Source organism: Loigolactobacillus iwatensis, from assembly GCF_003950295.1.
GTDB lineage: Bacteria > Bacillota > Bacilli > Lactobacillales > Lactobacillaceae > Loigolactobacillus > Loigolactobacillus iwatensis.
In genome coordinates, this window is sequence record NZ_RHNP01000040.1 from 13,842 (window position 1) to 29,010 (window position 15,169).

A 15,169-nucleotide genomic window follows, 5' to 3' on the forward strand; every position below is an offset into this window, starting at 1 on the left:
GGCGACTTCTAATACAGGTTTTAATGGGTTTAGCACAACGTCATCAAAGATGACGTGTAAGTGCGCATTGACCTCGTTTCACTCGGTCTTCTGATTCCCCTAAATTTACTTATAGTGTATGACTTCCGCTTCGCTATTTCAACTTTCATACTTTGACTTAACGTTCTCTGTATGATATAGTGTCGGTGATTATTTTTAATACGATTGGAGGGATCATTATGCCTCAAAGTAACTTAGAAAAACAAGAAGCCAAATTAAAAGCCCTTAATCAAAAAATTAAGGACGAAAAAAATAAGATTGAACAACGGCTAGGTAAACAAATCATCAGTCAAGCCAATTTAGATTATGCTAATTTATCTAATGACAATATCAAGTCCCTATCAAAAAAAGTATCCGAGTTTTTAAAGGAAAAGTCCGTAGATCATTAGTCATAGGAGATGGGGAATTCCATGCCTAATCAATATGAAAAACTAATTGAACAACAAGCGCGTTTAAAACAAAAAATTGAGCGGGAAGATTTTAAGTTACGCCAATCTAAGTATTATGAAAATCGACAATCACGAAAAGCCCGTTCTCGCCGATTAATTCAAAAAGGGGCTTTATTAGAAAAGTATTTTCAAGCTAATAACCTCTCGGTCGAACAAACCGAAGAACTTTTAAAAACATTCGCTGACTATGTTAACGCCCATAAACCGGATAAATTAAAAAACGATCAACCTAATAACTAGGCCGACCGTTTTTATTTTCAGGATTGTTTTTTGGCTTAATTTCTAGATTGTGTTTAGCAAAGTCTTTTAACTGTTTTTGAATTCTTTGTGTAAGCTCTGCTTTACTTTCTTTGTGCTTCCTTTTACTTGATCGCTGTTGAATTATCTTTTGACCCTTGCCTCTTCTTTTTGATTTTAGGTCAAGCGTAAAATCTGAAATTTTATTTTGATCTAGCTTACTTAAATGACCGATTTCTTTAAAGTTTAAACCGGCTTTGGGAAAGCGATAAATATTACCAAGATCGACCCAGGAAGGTTTCTTCAACCCAGCGGATTGCCAATCTTGAATCGGATAATATTGTTGCTTGATATAAGCCGACTTCTTTTCATACTGACTAGTAATTTTAAAAGCCTCGACCGTCTGTTCTGATACCCGACGAATTAAAACTGGTCGAGACTTGCCACCGTTAGTTTCTACAAAACTAACGTATAGGCTGACTAAGTCATTAGTCCTCATCTGGATCGTTGAGCCAATCAGCGACCTCTTTAGCGTCTTTGAACTCGGTGACTGGTGTCCCTTCGGTCGCCTTTAAAAAGCGTAAATTAGCTCTTTCTTCTTCGCTTAAAGACACATTAAAAGGTAAAGCACCATTAGCAACAATCCGCTTGTAAAACATGTTAATGGCCGTGGTTGGATTTAAGCCCAATTCGCTTAAAACTGCTTCGGTATCATCGGCCAAATCTTTATCAATCTTGACTTGGACCCGTTTCTTTTCCTTAACTGCCATGATTGTCTCATCTCCTTTCTTTTGCTACTACCATTATACTACCTTTTGAGTACCTTATCAATAGATAAAGCCCTGGCCTCAAATCACTTGAGCTTGGCGTTGATCTAAAGGCTGAACTTTTGAGCTGGTTAGCTCTGGCGCTCATTTAAAAGCCCCTATTCTTCTGTTTAAGCCATTTAAATCTAACTTAAGTATAAAGGGTTAGTAAGTCTTAAAACCGCTTAGAAAGGATTTTGTAGCCTTTTAGGACTAGTAGTACAACCCACTGTTATCGTTGTCGGCCGACTTTTCTTCTTCGGGGTGTTTGGCCGCATATTCTCTAGCCGCTTGTTTATTCCACCAAACGCCAAATAGGTTTTGCATGGTGCCGTATAAGTAGTTCTCAACATTCTTGATGTGCTTCTCATTGCTTCTCAGGGCGTTAAAGTAGCGTCTCAAGGCTTTAGTCATTAAAGGTTTCAGTTCCTCATCATCAAGTGGGATTATGACACCAATATCTTTGTGATCTTTCTCAACTCGGTACTTAGCATTTAAGATAATGCCAATGAAGCGCCGCATTTGTTGTGGGGTACGGCACCAAAAACTAAGTAGTTGCACAGCTTCGGGTTCTAAGAAAACCGGTAAGCCACTGTCTTCATCAGTTAAGAAGTCATTAGCATGATTTATGAGATCATGGTTTTGCTTTTCTAGTTCTGCTGGTGAGAATTGGGCTGTGGAAAAGTCCAACTTTTGAGTATCTATATTATATCTATTAGTATCTAAATTATTAGTATAGTCTAGATTGTGACTCTTTTTGACACTTTCGCGTGTATCAAGGGTTTGTGGTGTATCTTTAACGAACTTCCGCGAAGGTTCCGTTTTGACACTTTCGCGTGTATCAAGGGTTTTAACGAACTTCCGCGAAGGTTCCGTTTTGACACTTTCACGTGTACCAAGGGCTCGTGGCTCTTGTTGCCGAGATTTTGTATAAATGTCTGTTGCGGTAACTTCTAAATCTGCTAAATACAATCTATTTGGTTCATTTTTACCAGTTTTGGGATTAAAGTGCATGGCTTTCTGAAATAATAATCCTTGGTTTTCAAGTTCATTTTTTACCCTAATCACTTTCTTTTTTGACCAGCCCATAAGATCTGTTAGTTCTTGATTTGTAAAAATGAAATAAACCCTGTTATCTTCATCAACCCAGTTGTTTTTCAATGAATAATCTAGTCTATCGTGTAAAATCATATATCCTAATTTTGCACTATCACTTAATGTCTTATATTGAGATCCATAAATTAAAACCTGTGGGAATTGGAAAAAACGAGTTGCATAAGCTTTTTCCGACTCAATAAAATTGAAATTAGTTTGATTCATTATAAAACTTCCCTTCTCAACTGACACACACTGTCTCGAAAGAGAGTTGCTAAAACATTAGATTTGCTTTAAAATACAAATCTGATATGCTTTAACTAAATTACAAAGCATTCATTTAGCCGTGAGGGCTTTGTAATTTACCAGCATGTGCCTATTCTTGGTTGCCCATTCGGCAACTTTTTTAATTTCTAACAACAAAAAATGGACTAAATAGCTTCGGTTAGCTACTTAGTCCATTGGCTTTGATTTGTTTTTAACTATCCTTCACTTGTCCTCTAGGACTGGTTTGCGGTATAATTAACCTACAAATTAAGAACAATGTTCAGTCGATTTTCACCGCCAAGTTAAAATCGACTGAATCTAAGTAGCTGTCTGATAGCTACTTGCTAAACCAAAAGTCCCTGATTCCCCGTGAATCAAGGACTTTTTCTGTTTAGCTTTATCTTCTATTCGGTTGTTAAATTAGTTTTAGTCTAGCATAGCGCTTATCTTCCAGCAACATTATTTGATCTTGTATACTTTACCAGCTCTTAGTTTGGAACCAACAAGCGATTGAATATACTAGCAAATATTATTCAATCGATGTTTTAATTAAATTAACCAAAAAATGTAACATTTATTGTAGTTGCTGTTGTACTTATGCATTTTCTGGCTGATCATAATTATAGATTGAACTCTTTTTTCAATAGCTGTTCTAAATATCTGGAAGCTGTTAACTCTTTTCCTTTGGCACGTCTGGCCAATTCATTAGCAACGTTTTGTTTTAAAGTATAAGACTTTGAAACTCTAGGTGTAGGAGGTTCATTTGTTATTGGATTGCTGTTCATACTGTTTTTTAATTGGTCCATTTTATCTTCAAATGCCATGATGTTGATCCTTTCGATAGCATATCACACTATGTCATAGCATGATATGATTATTGCTTAGTAAACGTATCAAATATTTTGTCAATTTTCTCAAAAAATTCCCTTGCTTTTGGAGTTGAGCTTTTGCCTTTTTCCATGTTGATCAGCGGTTCATGATTAAGAGTTGTTTTATTGAATACTTCCCTTTCAGGAATTAAGGCAATGGTTCTGGGATCTTTTTTCATTTGTTCCACAAATTCATGTGAGGATTTAGTATTATGTTTTATTCTATTTCCAATAAATTTTAGTTCTGCTGTGATAAAGCTTTTACGACTTTCAACATTAATTACTTCTTGTTTTAATTGTTCCATTCTTAATTCCAAATTACTTTTGGAAATAAAACCGTATTCACTTGGTTCAATCGGACTAAATACTAAATCTGAAATTACAATCATATTTTGCGTGATTGTCGAAAAATCCGGATGTGTGTCTATTAATACATAGTCAAATTTTTTCAGTTTGTCATAATTGTCTGAGAACCACATGTACATTAGTAATTCTTTGTTGGCTCTCGTTTGAAGATCATTGTTGACCATATCTAAATTCATAGAAGCAGGAATAATTGATAAGTTTTTGTGCAATTCAATAATTTCTACTTTTTCACTATCTTTTGTAAAAATGTTAGCTAAGGTGCCATGGTCTTTATAAATATCATAGGTTTGGGTCAGACTGCATTGGTGGTCGCTATCAATCAGCAAAACGTTATAGCCTTTGCTAGACAGCCATTCACTATAATTGAAAGTTAAGGTTGTTTTTCCAACCCCTCCCTTAATAGCAGAAAAAGTAATTATTTTCATAGGGCGCCTCCTTGTTTACAGTTAAAGCATATCATAGCATGATATGATATGCAATGACTGAATATAGCACAGCATGTTTTTTCTTTGTTGTGTATGTTTGCTAATGTCCGTCTTTCTAGTAGCTTCTGGTCGGTTGTGGTCTCACCGAAATGATTTAAATAAGTAAATGGCCAATTGTTAGGTAGTAATGGTTGATATTCAAAAGGATAAAGCGATGAGTGGTGATAGAAACAAGCTTAATTAGAGGTTGTGTGTCCTAAATCTGCTTAGTTGTTATTCAAACTATCAGCTAATTGTTGGGCAGCCAACAACATTAAATCCTTAATTTGTTCTGGTGGCTCAGGCTGATCTTGGCCTAACCAGACGCGTAGAATATTGGTAAAACCACCTAGTTGAAAAGCCATCACATAATTCACTTGGGTAGGAGTGCCCTGAACATGCTAGGGAGCCGCAAACTGTTGATAACGGGGGATTGCTTTTTGCTGCCAAATTTCATTCGTGTGATCAAATAAGCCTTGTCGGATCAATAATTGAATTAAATCTCGTTTTTGCCACCAAAAATTTTAAAAAATGTCAAAAGTAGTTTTTAGCATCATTTCACCTACCTGCGGTTTCTGTTGTCTGTCTCAATAGTAAAACTATAAAATTTGAATCCTGGCCGTTTTCACATATATTATTGTTCAATACCCAACTGCTCTACGTGATCAAAACAACAATTTTCTAATCAGTGACTAGTAGATTATAGGCGTTTTTTCATATTAAAACGTCTATTAATTTTTATTCTTTACTGTGCTGCCAATTAACATGGTATCTTTTGCGTTGATAACTAAAGCCCTCTCCAATCACTTCATGGGCATCCAGTACCGTCACAAATGCCCGTTCATCAATCGCTTTAATTAATTGCTTCAATTGTGGAATTTCCCGCGGTTGAACCACCAAATAAATCACTTGCTTTTGATCATGCTGATAACCACCTTCAGCTTGCAAATATGTCAATCCTCTATTTAAAGAAACATCAATTAATTGGGAAATTTTTTGGCTTTTATCTGACACAATGAATAATACCTTAGCACGATTGGGCCCTTCTTGGACTATATCAATTACTTTAGATAATACGAAACTAACAATTAGCGAGTACGCGATGTGATACAGATCTAAGTATGATAGTGATAGCCCTAATACTACGTAGTCAATAATCAAAATTCCTTTTCCCGAAGAAAATCCAAAACTTCTCTGGCCAACCCGAGCAATAATATCACTACCACCAGTAGTTCCGTTATAACGAAAAACCAGACCAATTCCCAACCCTGATAATACCCCTGCAACCAGTGATGACAATAATAAATCATTTCTCAATGGTAGTGGTTGAATCAGAGCCTGCTGTGACCATATTATTAGAAATAGTGATAAACAAATGGTGCCATAAATAGTGTAAGCCATCATGTGCTTGCCTAAGTAGCGCAACCCAATTAGTATCAATGGAATATTCAGAAATAAAGTACTAATTCCCAAGTTAATATGAAAGAAATGACGAATAATCAGAGTTATTCCGCTCAGACCGCCGTCTGCCAAGCCACTTGGAATAGAGACTAAATCTAGACTGAACGCATAAATGCTACATCCCAACGTAATCATAACTAATTCGAAACTATTGTATTTTGTCCAATCTTTAAAAAACATAGTTCATCTCCAAAATGTTTTATCAATGTAAGTGCTTTATTATTTGACCGATGGTCCCTAAAAAACACTAACTTGTCCTGTAGGCCCTAGCTATTCACTTCCCTTTTGGGAGTGCCTAAGTCGCCAACTTTTAAAGCATATTCTTTAATACGATAAATTTGTCGTCGTTGTACGCCAGTACTCCTTGCAATTTGTGCAATATTCGTTCCATCCCTGAGCATTTGAACTACCCTTTTATATAGGTAGCGTTTTGATCCATGTGGACTATATTGCCGCCTTCTTCCTTTATACTCCCCGCGCTCCTTAGCTAATTGGATCCCCTGATTCTGCCTAGCATGAATTTTGTTGCGCTCTTCTTCAGCTGTATATTTGTATATTTCAAAAACCAAATTGGTTAATAAACCACGTAAGTTAACATCTTGTATATCAGTGAAACTCGGTAAACTTAAAACATCTAGTGTGGCTTCCTTTTGTTGAATCAAGTTAATGGTGTCAGTAATGTCCTGAGCATTTCTACCAAGTCGATCTAAATCCAAAACAGTGACAATATCTTTTTCACGAATGAACTCTAACATTTTTTGCAATTCAGGGCGATTTTGAACTGATTTTCCGGAAACTTTTTCCTGAAATATTTTCTCTACACCAGACTTTTTTAGAGCTTCAATCTGCCGAGCTAAATTCTGATTTTCAGACGACACCCTAGCATAACCAATTTTCATATATTTGCCTTCTTATCATATTAATTCTGACGTCAGTTTCTGGGCAACTACTCAACTAGTTGATCTGATTAAGATTTAAAAGTTACTGTGTCACACTCTAATGTCTCACACGTTTGATCTATTATACCACAGCTCAGGAAGGAGACATTAGGGTACATCGTAACGTAACGGATTGGGGGATTCGAGATAACTTCTTAACTGGACGGGTTCAATATTGGTATAACCAGCATCATCAAAGTATTGGTAGTACCAAAATATTATCTAATCTCAGAAAAGACCCGGCCGTCACCGAACAGGTGACGTTAAAGCAAGTTAAGCGGATTATGAGCAAGCTAGGCATTCGTTGCCAGGTTCATCAGAAAAAGCATTCACGAATCAAACAACAGGAGCAATACTTACAAGATAATGTTTTAAATCAGCGTTTTGGCGTTAACCAACCAAACCAGGTTTGGTTAGCTGATTCAACGGAATTGACCTATGGTGTTAACGGTCAGTATAAAGTGCGTTTGAGTGGCGCGCTGGATCTTTACGGTCGCCATCTAATTGCCCATAAATTAAGTGAAACTGAAACTTCGAAGGCAAAAGTTCAGGTTTTTCAACGGGCCTTTAATTTTGCGGGTGACGTCCACCCTGTAGTGCATACTGACCGAGATTCGGCATGCACATCAGGAACATTCAATAACTTTTTGGCGCAACATGAAGTCACCCGTAGTATGTCACGACCAGGGACGCCGTATGATAACGCACCAATGGAACGTTGGTGGAACGAGTTCAAATTGCGCTGGATTGATCGACACGCTAAACCAGTTACCTATAAAGAATTAGTGGCCTTGGTCGAAGAAGGCATCAACTATTTTAATCAACTAGATCGTTCACCAGCAAGAAACGACCTCACCCCAGCGGAATACTGGAATGAGGCCGTTTAAGCAAAGCAAAACTTATATTATTTCAAATGACAACTTGACAGGGACTAGTACAACTCAGGGGGCTTTACTTTAATATTTCCTGTAGATATTAGCCTTTTTTTAATTTTAATTATGCCTAGAAGCCTATGTTAGAAGTCATAGTCGCCGCTACTCATAGCTTCAGCATTACCCATTAGATAGCCAGCACCAACTTGTGAAAAGAAATCATGATTGGCCGTTTCGGTTGAAATTCCGTTCATTACGATTGGGTTGATATCTTTAATCTCAGCATTGGGGAAGCGGGATTCAAAGCCCATATTTTGGAGCGCCTTGTTGGCGTTGTAGTGAACGAATTGTTTAACGTCTTCCGCTAACCCAATCGGCGCGTAAACTTCTTCGGTGAACGCAAACTCGTTCTCAAGGAGATCGTCGAGCAACTCATCCATCCACTTTTTGAATATTTTTTGTTCAGTCGCCGATAGCTCTTTATATCCCAATTGAAATTTGTAGCCAAGGTAGGTACCATGAACAGATTCATCGCGGATCACCAGTTTGATAACTTCAGAAAGATTTGCCAGCTTATTGTTACCACGGTACCAAAGTGGGGTAAAAAAGTTGGTGTAGTACAAAATTCCTTCAAGAAAGACGCTTGCAACTTTCTTTTCAAGGTTGTTTCCCGTTTGATAAATATCATTGATCCGTTTGGCTTTGTATTGCATTCTGGGATTATTGTTCATCCATTTGAATACTTCGTCAACAGTGGCTTGATCGTTCAAAGATGTCAAAATAGTGCCGTAGCTTTTGGCATGAATTGACTCCATCATCAAAAAGTCATTGAGGACTGCTGCTTCTTTTCGTGTCCGAACGTCGGGCCGCATCACGTCGACTCCTTCTTCAGATTGGAGTGTGTCCAGCAAGGCTAATCCACCCACAACCCGATTGATAACCGATTTTTCGGTGCCAGAGAGTGTCCGCCAGTCCCGTAAATCATTAGAAACAGGTACTCGCGTATCCAGCCAGTATTGTGCCGTTGCTTTATCCCATACATATTCGTCAAGTTCGTCTTCGATGATGTCCCAATTAATTGTTTTATAGCTCATTAGTTGAATACTCCTTAAAAGTCGTAGTCGTCATCGGTCATTTTTTCAGTGTCCGATTCATTGTTTGCAGCCGTTACCTGTTGCAAAAATTGATTTTGGTCAATCATCAGTTCTTTGAGTTGCGCCACTAGTGAAGACGGTTGAACTTCGTAGACAGCGTTAAAGCCAAGTGACATTAATGCATGATTGGCACCATAGGAGGCCAGATTGATGGCTTCGGTGGCATCGTCAAGGTTAGCTTCTAAGAAGTCTTTTTCAGTTTGCATGAGTTGATCAAACTGTGTATTAATCCAATACTGCAGTTCGGTTTGATCACTTACAGTGAGTTCTTCAAATCTGAGGCGAAATTTGTAACCAATATAAGCACTAAAAAGGGCGCTACCGCGGAGAATATTAGCCAACATTTGGTAAGTATTGAAGAGAGCCTGTGTTTGAAGTATTGTCCAGTATTTACCAAACGAGAGCCCAGTTTCAGTCAGAATAAAAAGGGCTTTTTTCTGTAAGGCCATATCGCTAGTGCTCATTTGGGCTAGTTGGTCAATTTCAGCTTGCAGATTGGCATTATCATCTGCCCAAGTAAAACTTTCACCGCCGTTACCCGGAATCAGAGCCCGGAAAATGGTCGTACAGCTTTTGGCATGGACTGATTTCATAAAGGTAATGGTGTTTAATACGGATTCTTCTTGTTGAGTTCGCCGATCGTGGCGAATAGCAGGGGTGCCAACTTCTGATTGGTAGACGGCTAACATTGATGTACCTGCCAACATACGAGTAATGGCCTGTTGTTGAGTATCTGATAGCTGTTGCCAAGCCGTTTGATCATTCGTGATGGGAATCCGAATGTCCAACCAAAAGTTAGTGGTGAGTCGTTCCCACATGTATTTATCGAAATTATCTTTAATATCATCCCAGTTAATTGCTTTGTAGTATAAGTAGTCCATCGTTATTTGTTCGTCTCCTTAATTAGGATTCATGGGTATATGGGTCTTGTGACCCAATAACGTATGCCGGTGTGTTAAACGGACGGTAAGACCCCAAGTAAATTTCCTAGATCATGCATGATTCACATTCATTTGCCGTTTTAATTTCATCGTCTTCTGTAAACGTTCGAATGTAATAAAGTGACTTAATGCCTTTTGTCCAGGCGTAATTCCGTAACCGGTTAAGGTCTCGGGTTGTCATCTTTAAATTGTTATTGTCCTTCCACTCGTAAAGGTCAGGTTTCAAAACTGAACGCATAAATAGTGTCAGACTCATGCCTTGATCAATGTGCTTTTGAGCTACGGCATAGGTGTCAATAATTTTTCGTTGATCAATATCATATGCGGGTGTGTAGTAAGGCAAAGTTTCGTTAGACAGGTAAGGTGCTGGATAGAAGATTGAGCCTACCTTATTTTCCTGACGTTGTTCTACTAATTGTGTGATTGGATGAAGTGATGCACTTGTTTCATTGACGTACGAAATTGATCCGTTCGGTGCCACAGCGAGTCTATTACGATGATAAAGGCCGCCAGTAATCACAGCTTGCTTGAGTGCCTTCCAATCTGTAACAGATGGTAATTTAATATTTTTGAAGATTTTTGCAACTTTGGTACTCTTAAATTTAAAGTCTGCGTTCAAGTATTGATCGAAGTAACTGCCATCAGCGTACTTTGATTGGTCAAATTTAGCGAAGGTTTCGTGGCGTTCACGGGCAATTCGATTGCTCGTAACGAGTGAATAGTAGTTTAAAGCTAGGAAGTAGGCATCAGTAAATTCAAGGGCCTCTGGTGAGCCATACTCAATTTGGTGGCGTGCAAGGGCAGTATGCAGACCCATAGCCCCTAATCCAATCGTGTGGTAAAGTTCGTTACCATGTTTAACAGTCGGTACTTCCTTAACGTCGGTTGTGTCAGTTACGAGGGTGAGCGCACGAACAGCAACCTCAACTGAGTGACCGAAGTCCGGCGAGTCAATCATATTCATGATATTAGTTGATCCGAGATTACATGAAATATCGGTGCCAATTGTCTTGTACGATAGGTCATCATCAAGTTTTGACGGTTCTTGAGGCTGTAAGATCTCACTACAAAGGTTACTCATAATAATTTTGCCATCGACAGGGTTAGTTTGGTTGGCCGTATCAATGTTCAAGATGTAAGGATAACCAGATTCTTGTTGGAGTTGAGAAATCTTTTGTTCTAGTTTCCGCGCGTTAAAAACTGACTTCTTAATATTGGGGTTAGCGACCATGTTGTTATATTCTTTGGTGATATCGATGTAAGCAAATGGCGTACGATATTCACGTTCGGCATCATAGGGGCTAAAAAGATACATTGGTTCGTTAGTCTTGAGTAATTCATAATACTTATCAGGAACAATCAAACCGAGGGACAAGGTCTTCACCCGAATTTTTTCGTCCGCATTTTCCTTTTTGGTATCCAGAAAATGTAAGATGTCAGGATGGAAGACGTTGAGATAAACCACTCCGGCGCCGTTCCGTTGCCCAAGTTGGTTACTGTAGCTAAATGAGTCTTCAAGTAACTTCATCACTGGTACAACGCCAGACGAGGCGTTGGAAATCTGCTTAATAGGATCACCTGAGGCGCGCAAGTTTGACAGGTTAACGCCGACGCCCCCACCGATTCGAGATAGTTGAAGGGCAGAATTAACGCCGCGTCCAATTGAGAGCATGGAGTCGGCCACATCGATTAAAAAACATGATACCATTTCACCGCGCCGTTTTTTACCCGCGTTGAGAAACGTGGGGGTGGCAGGCTGATAACGTTGTGAAATCAATTCATCGGCAACGTCATTGGCAAGTTGTTCATCACCATTAGCGAGATAGAGGGCATTGAAGACGACGCGATCGACAAAGTCTTCCAAAAATTGCTGGCCATCATTAGTTTTCATGGCATATTGTGTGTAGAACTTGTAGGCACCGAGAAAGCTGCGAAAACGAAAGTGATGGTCTCTCATTTGGTCGAACAAGGACTGCACAAACTTGTGAGAGTATTGTTCCAGGATACTTGGATCGATATAATCTTCGTCAACCAAGTAATTTAACTTGGCATTTAACGAATCAAATTGCTTGGTCTTCGGTTTAACTGTCTCTTCGAAATAAGCCTTTAGGGCTTCTTGATCATAATGTAGCGGAATTTCTCCGTTGCTTGGGATATTTACGAGGTTATTTAAGTAAAAATAGGTATTTTCCATTTCTGGGGTGCTAGTTACCATTAGGGATTACTCCTTCGTTGTTTGAAAACAAAATTGATTGCGATAGGTTAAGATGGCATCGGCAATGCGAGGAATGTCGTGTGCGGTGCCACGTAGCTCAAAATCGGTAATGTAAGGAAAATCGAAGCGTTTAGCATATTGTTTAGCCGTGAGTGCAAACTGCTTATTAAAATTACGATTACCGCTACCGATAATACCGTAGCAATGCTGGTAATTGCCTTCGTACGCGAGGTAATCTCCCAAAATAGTGGTTAATATTTCAGTATAACCGTTATTAACCCCATTACCACCTTTAAGAAAGGCTGGTAGGAAGGTAACAAACGGCTGGTCAAGAGTGGTGAATTCAGGGTGTTCTTTAACATTAATTGAACTAACCCGAACATGACGTTCTTTCTCAAAGTATGTTGTCAGTCTGCTAATAAAATATTTCGTGTTGCCGCTCAAACTGATGTAGAGAATATTTATGGTTTCCGTAACTAATCATCGCCCTTTTTCTATATATAGTGGTTAGGCGATCATTATAGCACTATATATGGTGTCTATGCAAATTGGTGGACGATCTGATTGATCTACAAATTGTGTTGAATATAAAGATTCATGCGAGGTGGCTAAAATGGGCCTACCGTTGGTATTTTAAGCTGCACTAAGAGACGATAAACGGGACTTTTAATGAATGGAAGCAAGCTCCCAGGACCCAGCTCACAGTTTGCACCAAAGGCCTTGTTATCAATTGAGAAGAGCACACTGTACGGTTCATGATCAAAAAATATTTTGATTATGTCTACTAGTTTTTACCTTTGTTTTAGTACAAAAAAACGTGCGTCCTCTAGAACTATTAGAAAGTTAATTTAAAATAGTCGAAGGATAATTAAAGGCATGCTATAATGCGGGGAAGAAAAAGAAGCCCTGCGTGAACGGAGCTTCTCAGACAAGCCGCTTTAAAGGCGGTGGTCTAGATTACAAAATACATTGTCGCCTTGTAACCGACCAAAGTTACGCAGGGCGGGTTTTTATTTGGGGTGCTTGTCGATATAGCTGAGGAGCGCGATTAAAAACGGGCCAAACAGCAATATCAACGAGCGTGTCTGGAAGGCGCTCATTGGCTGTGAAACCTTCCTGAAGATTATTCCATGTTCACATGGCCTCACCTAGCAGGAGATCAGACTGTCCTTTATTAAAAAGTGCAGCGACTTTTTCGAAATACGATTTATCTAATAGATGCTCATTATGTTTCATCTTTTACACCTGTTTCCATTTGGAATTCAGATAAGAAATCACGCATATGCTTTGTTCGACGACTGGCTTCTTGCTTTCCCGTTCTGGTATTCATTGAACTTGCTAATTTCAGCAGCTTTTCATAAAAGTGATTGATGGTTGTACTTTTGTGATGGCGATAATCATCGTGTGTTTTGATTTTCTTCACTGATATTTTGGAATCATATATTTCCTGTCCAGCGTGCCCGCCGTAAGCAAATGCACGTGCTATGCCGATTGCACCTAGTGCATCAAGTCTATCAGCGTCCTGAACACATTTACCTTCGTTAGAAAGCTGATAATGGTGTTCAATGTTGTCAGCATATGACATATGTTGGATAATATCTAAAACGTCTTCTCTAGCCGGAGTTGTAATATTCTCATGGCTAAGTATAATTCGTACTCCTCTCAGTCTATTCTATCTGCAGTGACTTTTTAGTCTATGGTGTCATGCAAATAGCTAGCTGCTTTCACAACATACAGACCAATATCAGTTTCATTTTTTTTAAAATCTTCTATATATTTTTTTTGAGCTAGCTTAGCCACTCTTTGGGCATGAAGAAAATCATGCCCAGTTTGATCAAAGGCCATATTTTCTTTAGAAAATGATTTTATATACTATATTTAATCTATTTCGTTTAGTATCCTTTACTATATATAATAAGGAGGCCTCTAATGCTAGTTTTTCTGTCAACATCATTCATACCATCCACTACTTCCAATTTATTTTTCTGAACTCTGATAAATTTGTGCATAACAATTTTGCGTAAATGTTTCATTTTTTAATTTCATTCCCAATTAAAAAGGTGATTTCCGAGAATTTAATTTCCGACCACCGTTGAATTAGCGTCAACACTGTCGTCTGTTGATTGCGTATTTGCTGCACTTGTCCCAGTGGCATTTAGGTAGTTGTCATTACCAGTCCAATCAGTTTGATTTTGTGTCCCGGAATTAGAAGAATCATTTGGATCACTACCGGAACTGGTTGGTGTTGTTTGCTGCGATTGTGTCTGCGGGGTCTGCTGACTTTGTTGCGCCTGCTGTTGGGAGGTCTGAGTGGCTTGTTGACTACTTGCAATTGCGGCTTGTTCGGAACTATTGGCCGCAGCTGTCTGGGTAGAGCTATCGGCTGCTTGCTGCTGAGCAATGGAAGAAGATTGGGCGGCTGAGCTTTCATTTGCGGCCGCAGTCCTGATACTTGATTCCCAGGCGGCCTTAGCCTTACGTTTACTTTCCGCTTTGGCTTTGGCGCTGGCCTTCTGGGCTGAAGAACGTTTGGCCTTGGCCTCAGTTTTAGCCGTACGTTCTGCCTTAGCAGCAGTCTTTTTCTTGCTGCTTTGCTGCTTAGCCACACTTTCGGATTTAGCTTTTGCTAATGAACTACTTTTACTGGCCAAATTATTTCCACAAGCGGCCAGATTAATAGTGGCTAGGGCGATGATTCCCAAATTAACTAATTTTTTCATCATTTTTCCTCTAAATAAATTATCGATCTAAAATCTCCCAAAGGTAGAAGCCGCTTTAAAATAACGCTATTTGTTTCTTAAAAGTTTAACTAGATTCCCAATTTTACCCGATTTTGTAAATTCAGAAATATCCTCAGTGACTTCGATGCAGCCAATGTAATCCCCTGAATCATTATGTAAGGCGTAGAAGGCAATGTGTATTTGTTTACCTTTTGCCGGAACTGTCATTTGGATCGAATCGCGTTCACCGTTGTGCATTTCAGCGAGCACTTTTTT

17 protein-coding genes and 2 pseudogenes are annotated in these 15,169 nt (G+C 38.9%); 3 read left to right on the plus strand and 16 right to left on the minus strand.

Annotated features, from left to right (window positions below; genetic code table 11):
- The first annotated feature begins 218 nt into the window (after positions 1-218).
- Positions 219-428 carry a hypothetical protein gene (locus tag EKM98_RS09965; protein ID WP_125982395.1) on the plus strand — a complete coding sequence of 70 codons (210 nt, stop codon included), beginning with the start codon at positions 219-221 and terminating at the stop codon, positions 426-428.
- Positions 429-449: 21 nt separating this feature from the next.
- Positions 450-728: a hypothetical protein gene (locus EKM98_RS09970; RefSeq protein WP_125982396.1), complete on the plus strand. Its 279-nt coding sequence runs from the start codon at positions 450-452 to the stop codon at positions 726-728.
- Here EKM98_RS09970 and EKM98_RS12095 read toward each other — a convergent pair.
- From EKM98_RS12095 to EKM98_RS10010, 8 genes and pseudogenes are all read right to left on the minus strand, one after another.
- Complete coding sequence (locus tag EKM98_RS12095; protein ID WP_164512696.1) at positions 718-1,224, minus strand: hypothetical protein; 507 nt, start codon at positions 1,222-1,224, stop codon at positions 718-720. The genes EKM98_RS09970 and EKM98_RS12095 overlap by 11 nt on opposite strands.
- Positions 1,214-1,495, minus strand: coding sequence for a type II toxin-antitoxin system RelB/DinJ family antitoxin (locus EKM98_RS09980; RefSeq protein ID WP_003646131.1), 282 nt, complete (start codon positions 1,493-1,495; stop codon positions 1,214-1,216). The genes EKM98_RS12095 and EKM98_RS09980 overlap by 11 nt, the downstream gene beginning before the upstream one ends.
- A 249-nt stretch (positions 1,496-1,744) precedes the next feature.
- A complete protein-coding gene (locus tag EKM98_RS09985) occupies positions 1,745-2,851 on the minus strand; it encodes a replication initiator protein A (protein WP_125982398.1) in 1,107 nt (368 codons plus the stop codon).
- A gap of 662 nt (positions 2,852-3,513) precedes the next feature.
- Positions 3,514-3,717: a hypothetical protein gene (locus tag EKM98_RS09990; RefSeq protein WP_015474751.1), complete on the minus strand. Its 204-nt coding sequence runs from the start codon at positions 3,715-3,717 to the stop codon at positions 3,514-3,516.
- Between the two features lie 50 nt (positions 3,718-3,767).
- Complete coding sequence (locus EKM98_RS09995) at positions 3,768-4,553, minus strand: ParA family protein (protein WP_015474752.1); 786 nt, start codon at positions 4,551-4,553, stop codon at positions 3,768-3,770.
- Between the two features lie 266 nt (positions 4,554-4,819).
- Positions 4,820-5,173, minus strand: a pseudogene (locus EKM98_RS10000) (TetR/AcrR family transcriptional regulator); the annotation flags it as partial.
- A 157-nt stretch (positions 5,174-5,330) separates the two neighbouring features.
- Positions 5,331-6,233 carry a YitT family protein gene (locus tag EKM98_RS10005; protein ID WP_125982400.1) on the minus strand — a complete coding sequence of 301 codons (903 nt, stop codon included), beginning with the start codon at positions 6,231-6,233 and terminating at the stop codon, positions 5,331-5,333.
- Positions 6,234-6,319: 86 nt separating this feature from the next.
- Positions 6,320-6,952 carry a recombinase family protein gene (locus EKM98_RS10010; RefSeq protein WP_016526668.1) on the minus strand — a complete coding sequence of 211 codons (633 nt, stop codon included), beginning with the start codon at positions 6,950-6,952 and terminating at the stop codon, positions 6,320-6,322.
- A gap of 113 nt (positions 6,953-7,065) precedes the next feature.
- Here EKM98_RS10010 and EKM98_RS10015 point away from each other — a divergent pair, with 113 nt between their 5' ends.
- Positions 7,066-7,878, plus strand: coding sequence for a DDE-type integrase/transposase/recombinase (locus tag EKM98_RS10015; RefSeq protein ID WP_125982402.1), 813 nt, complete (start codon positions 7,066-7,068; stop codon positions 7,876-7,878).
- Positions 7,879-8,006: 128 nt separating this feature from the next.
- Here EKM98_RS10015 and nrdF read toward each other — a convergent pair whose 3' ends face one another.
- The 8 genes and pseudogenes from nrdF to EKM98_RS10050 all read right to left on the minus strand — a co-directional run.
- Positions 8,007-8,957: a class 1b ribonucleoside-diphosphate reductase subunit beta gene (gene nrdF, locus EKM98_RS10020; RefSeq protein ID WP_125982404.1), complete on the minus strand. Its 951-nt coding sequence runs from the start codon at positions 8,955-8,957 to the stop codon at positions 8,007-8,009.
- Between the two features lie 14 nt (positions 8,958-8,971).
- The gene (locus tag EKM98_RS10025) at positions 8,972-9,898 is read right to left on the minus strand and encodes a ribonucleotide-diphosphate reductase subunit beta (RefSeq protein ID WP_125982406.1); all 927 of its coding nucleotides are present in this window, start codon (positions 9,896-9,898) and stop codon (positions 8,972-8,974) included.
- Positions 9,899-10,004: 106 nt separating this feature from the next.
- Positions 10,005-12,152, minus strand: coding sequence for a class 1b ribonucleoside-diphosphate reductase subunit alpha (gene nrdE / locus EKM98_RS10030; RefSeq protein WP_164512697.1), 2,148 nt, complete (start codon positions 12,150-12,152; stop codon positions 10,005-10,007).
- A 27-nt stretch (positions 12,153-12,179) separates the two neighbouring features.
- Positions 12,180-12,638, minus strand: coding sequence for a class Ib ribonucleoside-diphosphate reductase assembly flavoprotein NrdI (gene nrdI, locus EKM98_RS10035; RefSeq protein ID WP_071665479.1), 459 nt, complete (start codon positions 12,636-12,638; stop codon positions 12,180-12,182).
- Positions 12,639-13,183: 545 nt separating this feature from the next.
- Positions 13,184-13,273, minus strand: coding sequence for a putative holin-like toxin (locus EKM98_RS12195; protein WP_225418566.1), 90 nt, complete (start codon positions 13,271-13,273; stop codon positions 13,184-13,186).
- A 125-nt stretch (positions 13,274-13,398) separates the two neighbouring features.
- Positions 13,399-14,018, minus strand: a pseudogene (locus EKM98_RS10040) (HD domain-containing protein).
- A gap of 230 nt (positions 14,019-14,248) precedes the next feature.
- Entirely contained in the window at positions 14,249-14,896 is a 648-nt protein-coding gene (locus EKM98_RS10045) for a hypothetical protein (RefSeq protein WP_125982410.1), read from the minus strand.
- A gap of 63 nt (positions 14,897-14,959) precedes the next feature.
- Positions 14,960-15,169: PAS domain-containing protein (locus tag EKM98_RS10050; RefSeq protein ID WP_191983382.1), on the minus strand; the 210-nt coding region annotated here is incomplete at its 5' end.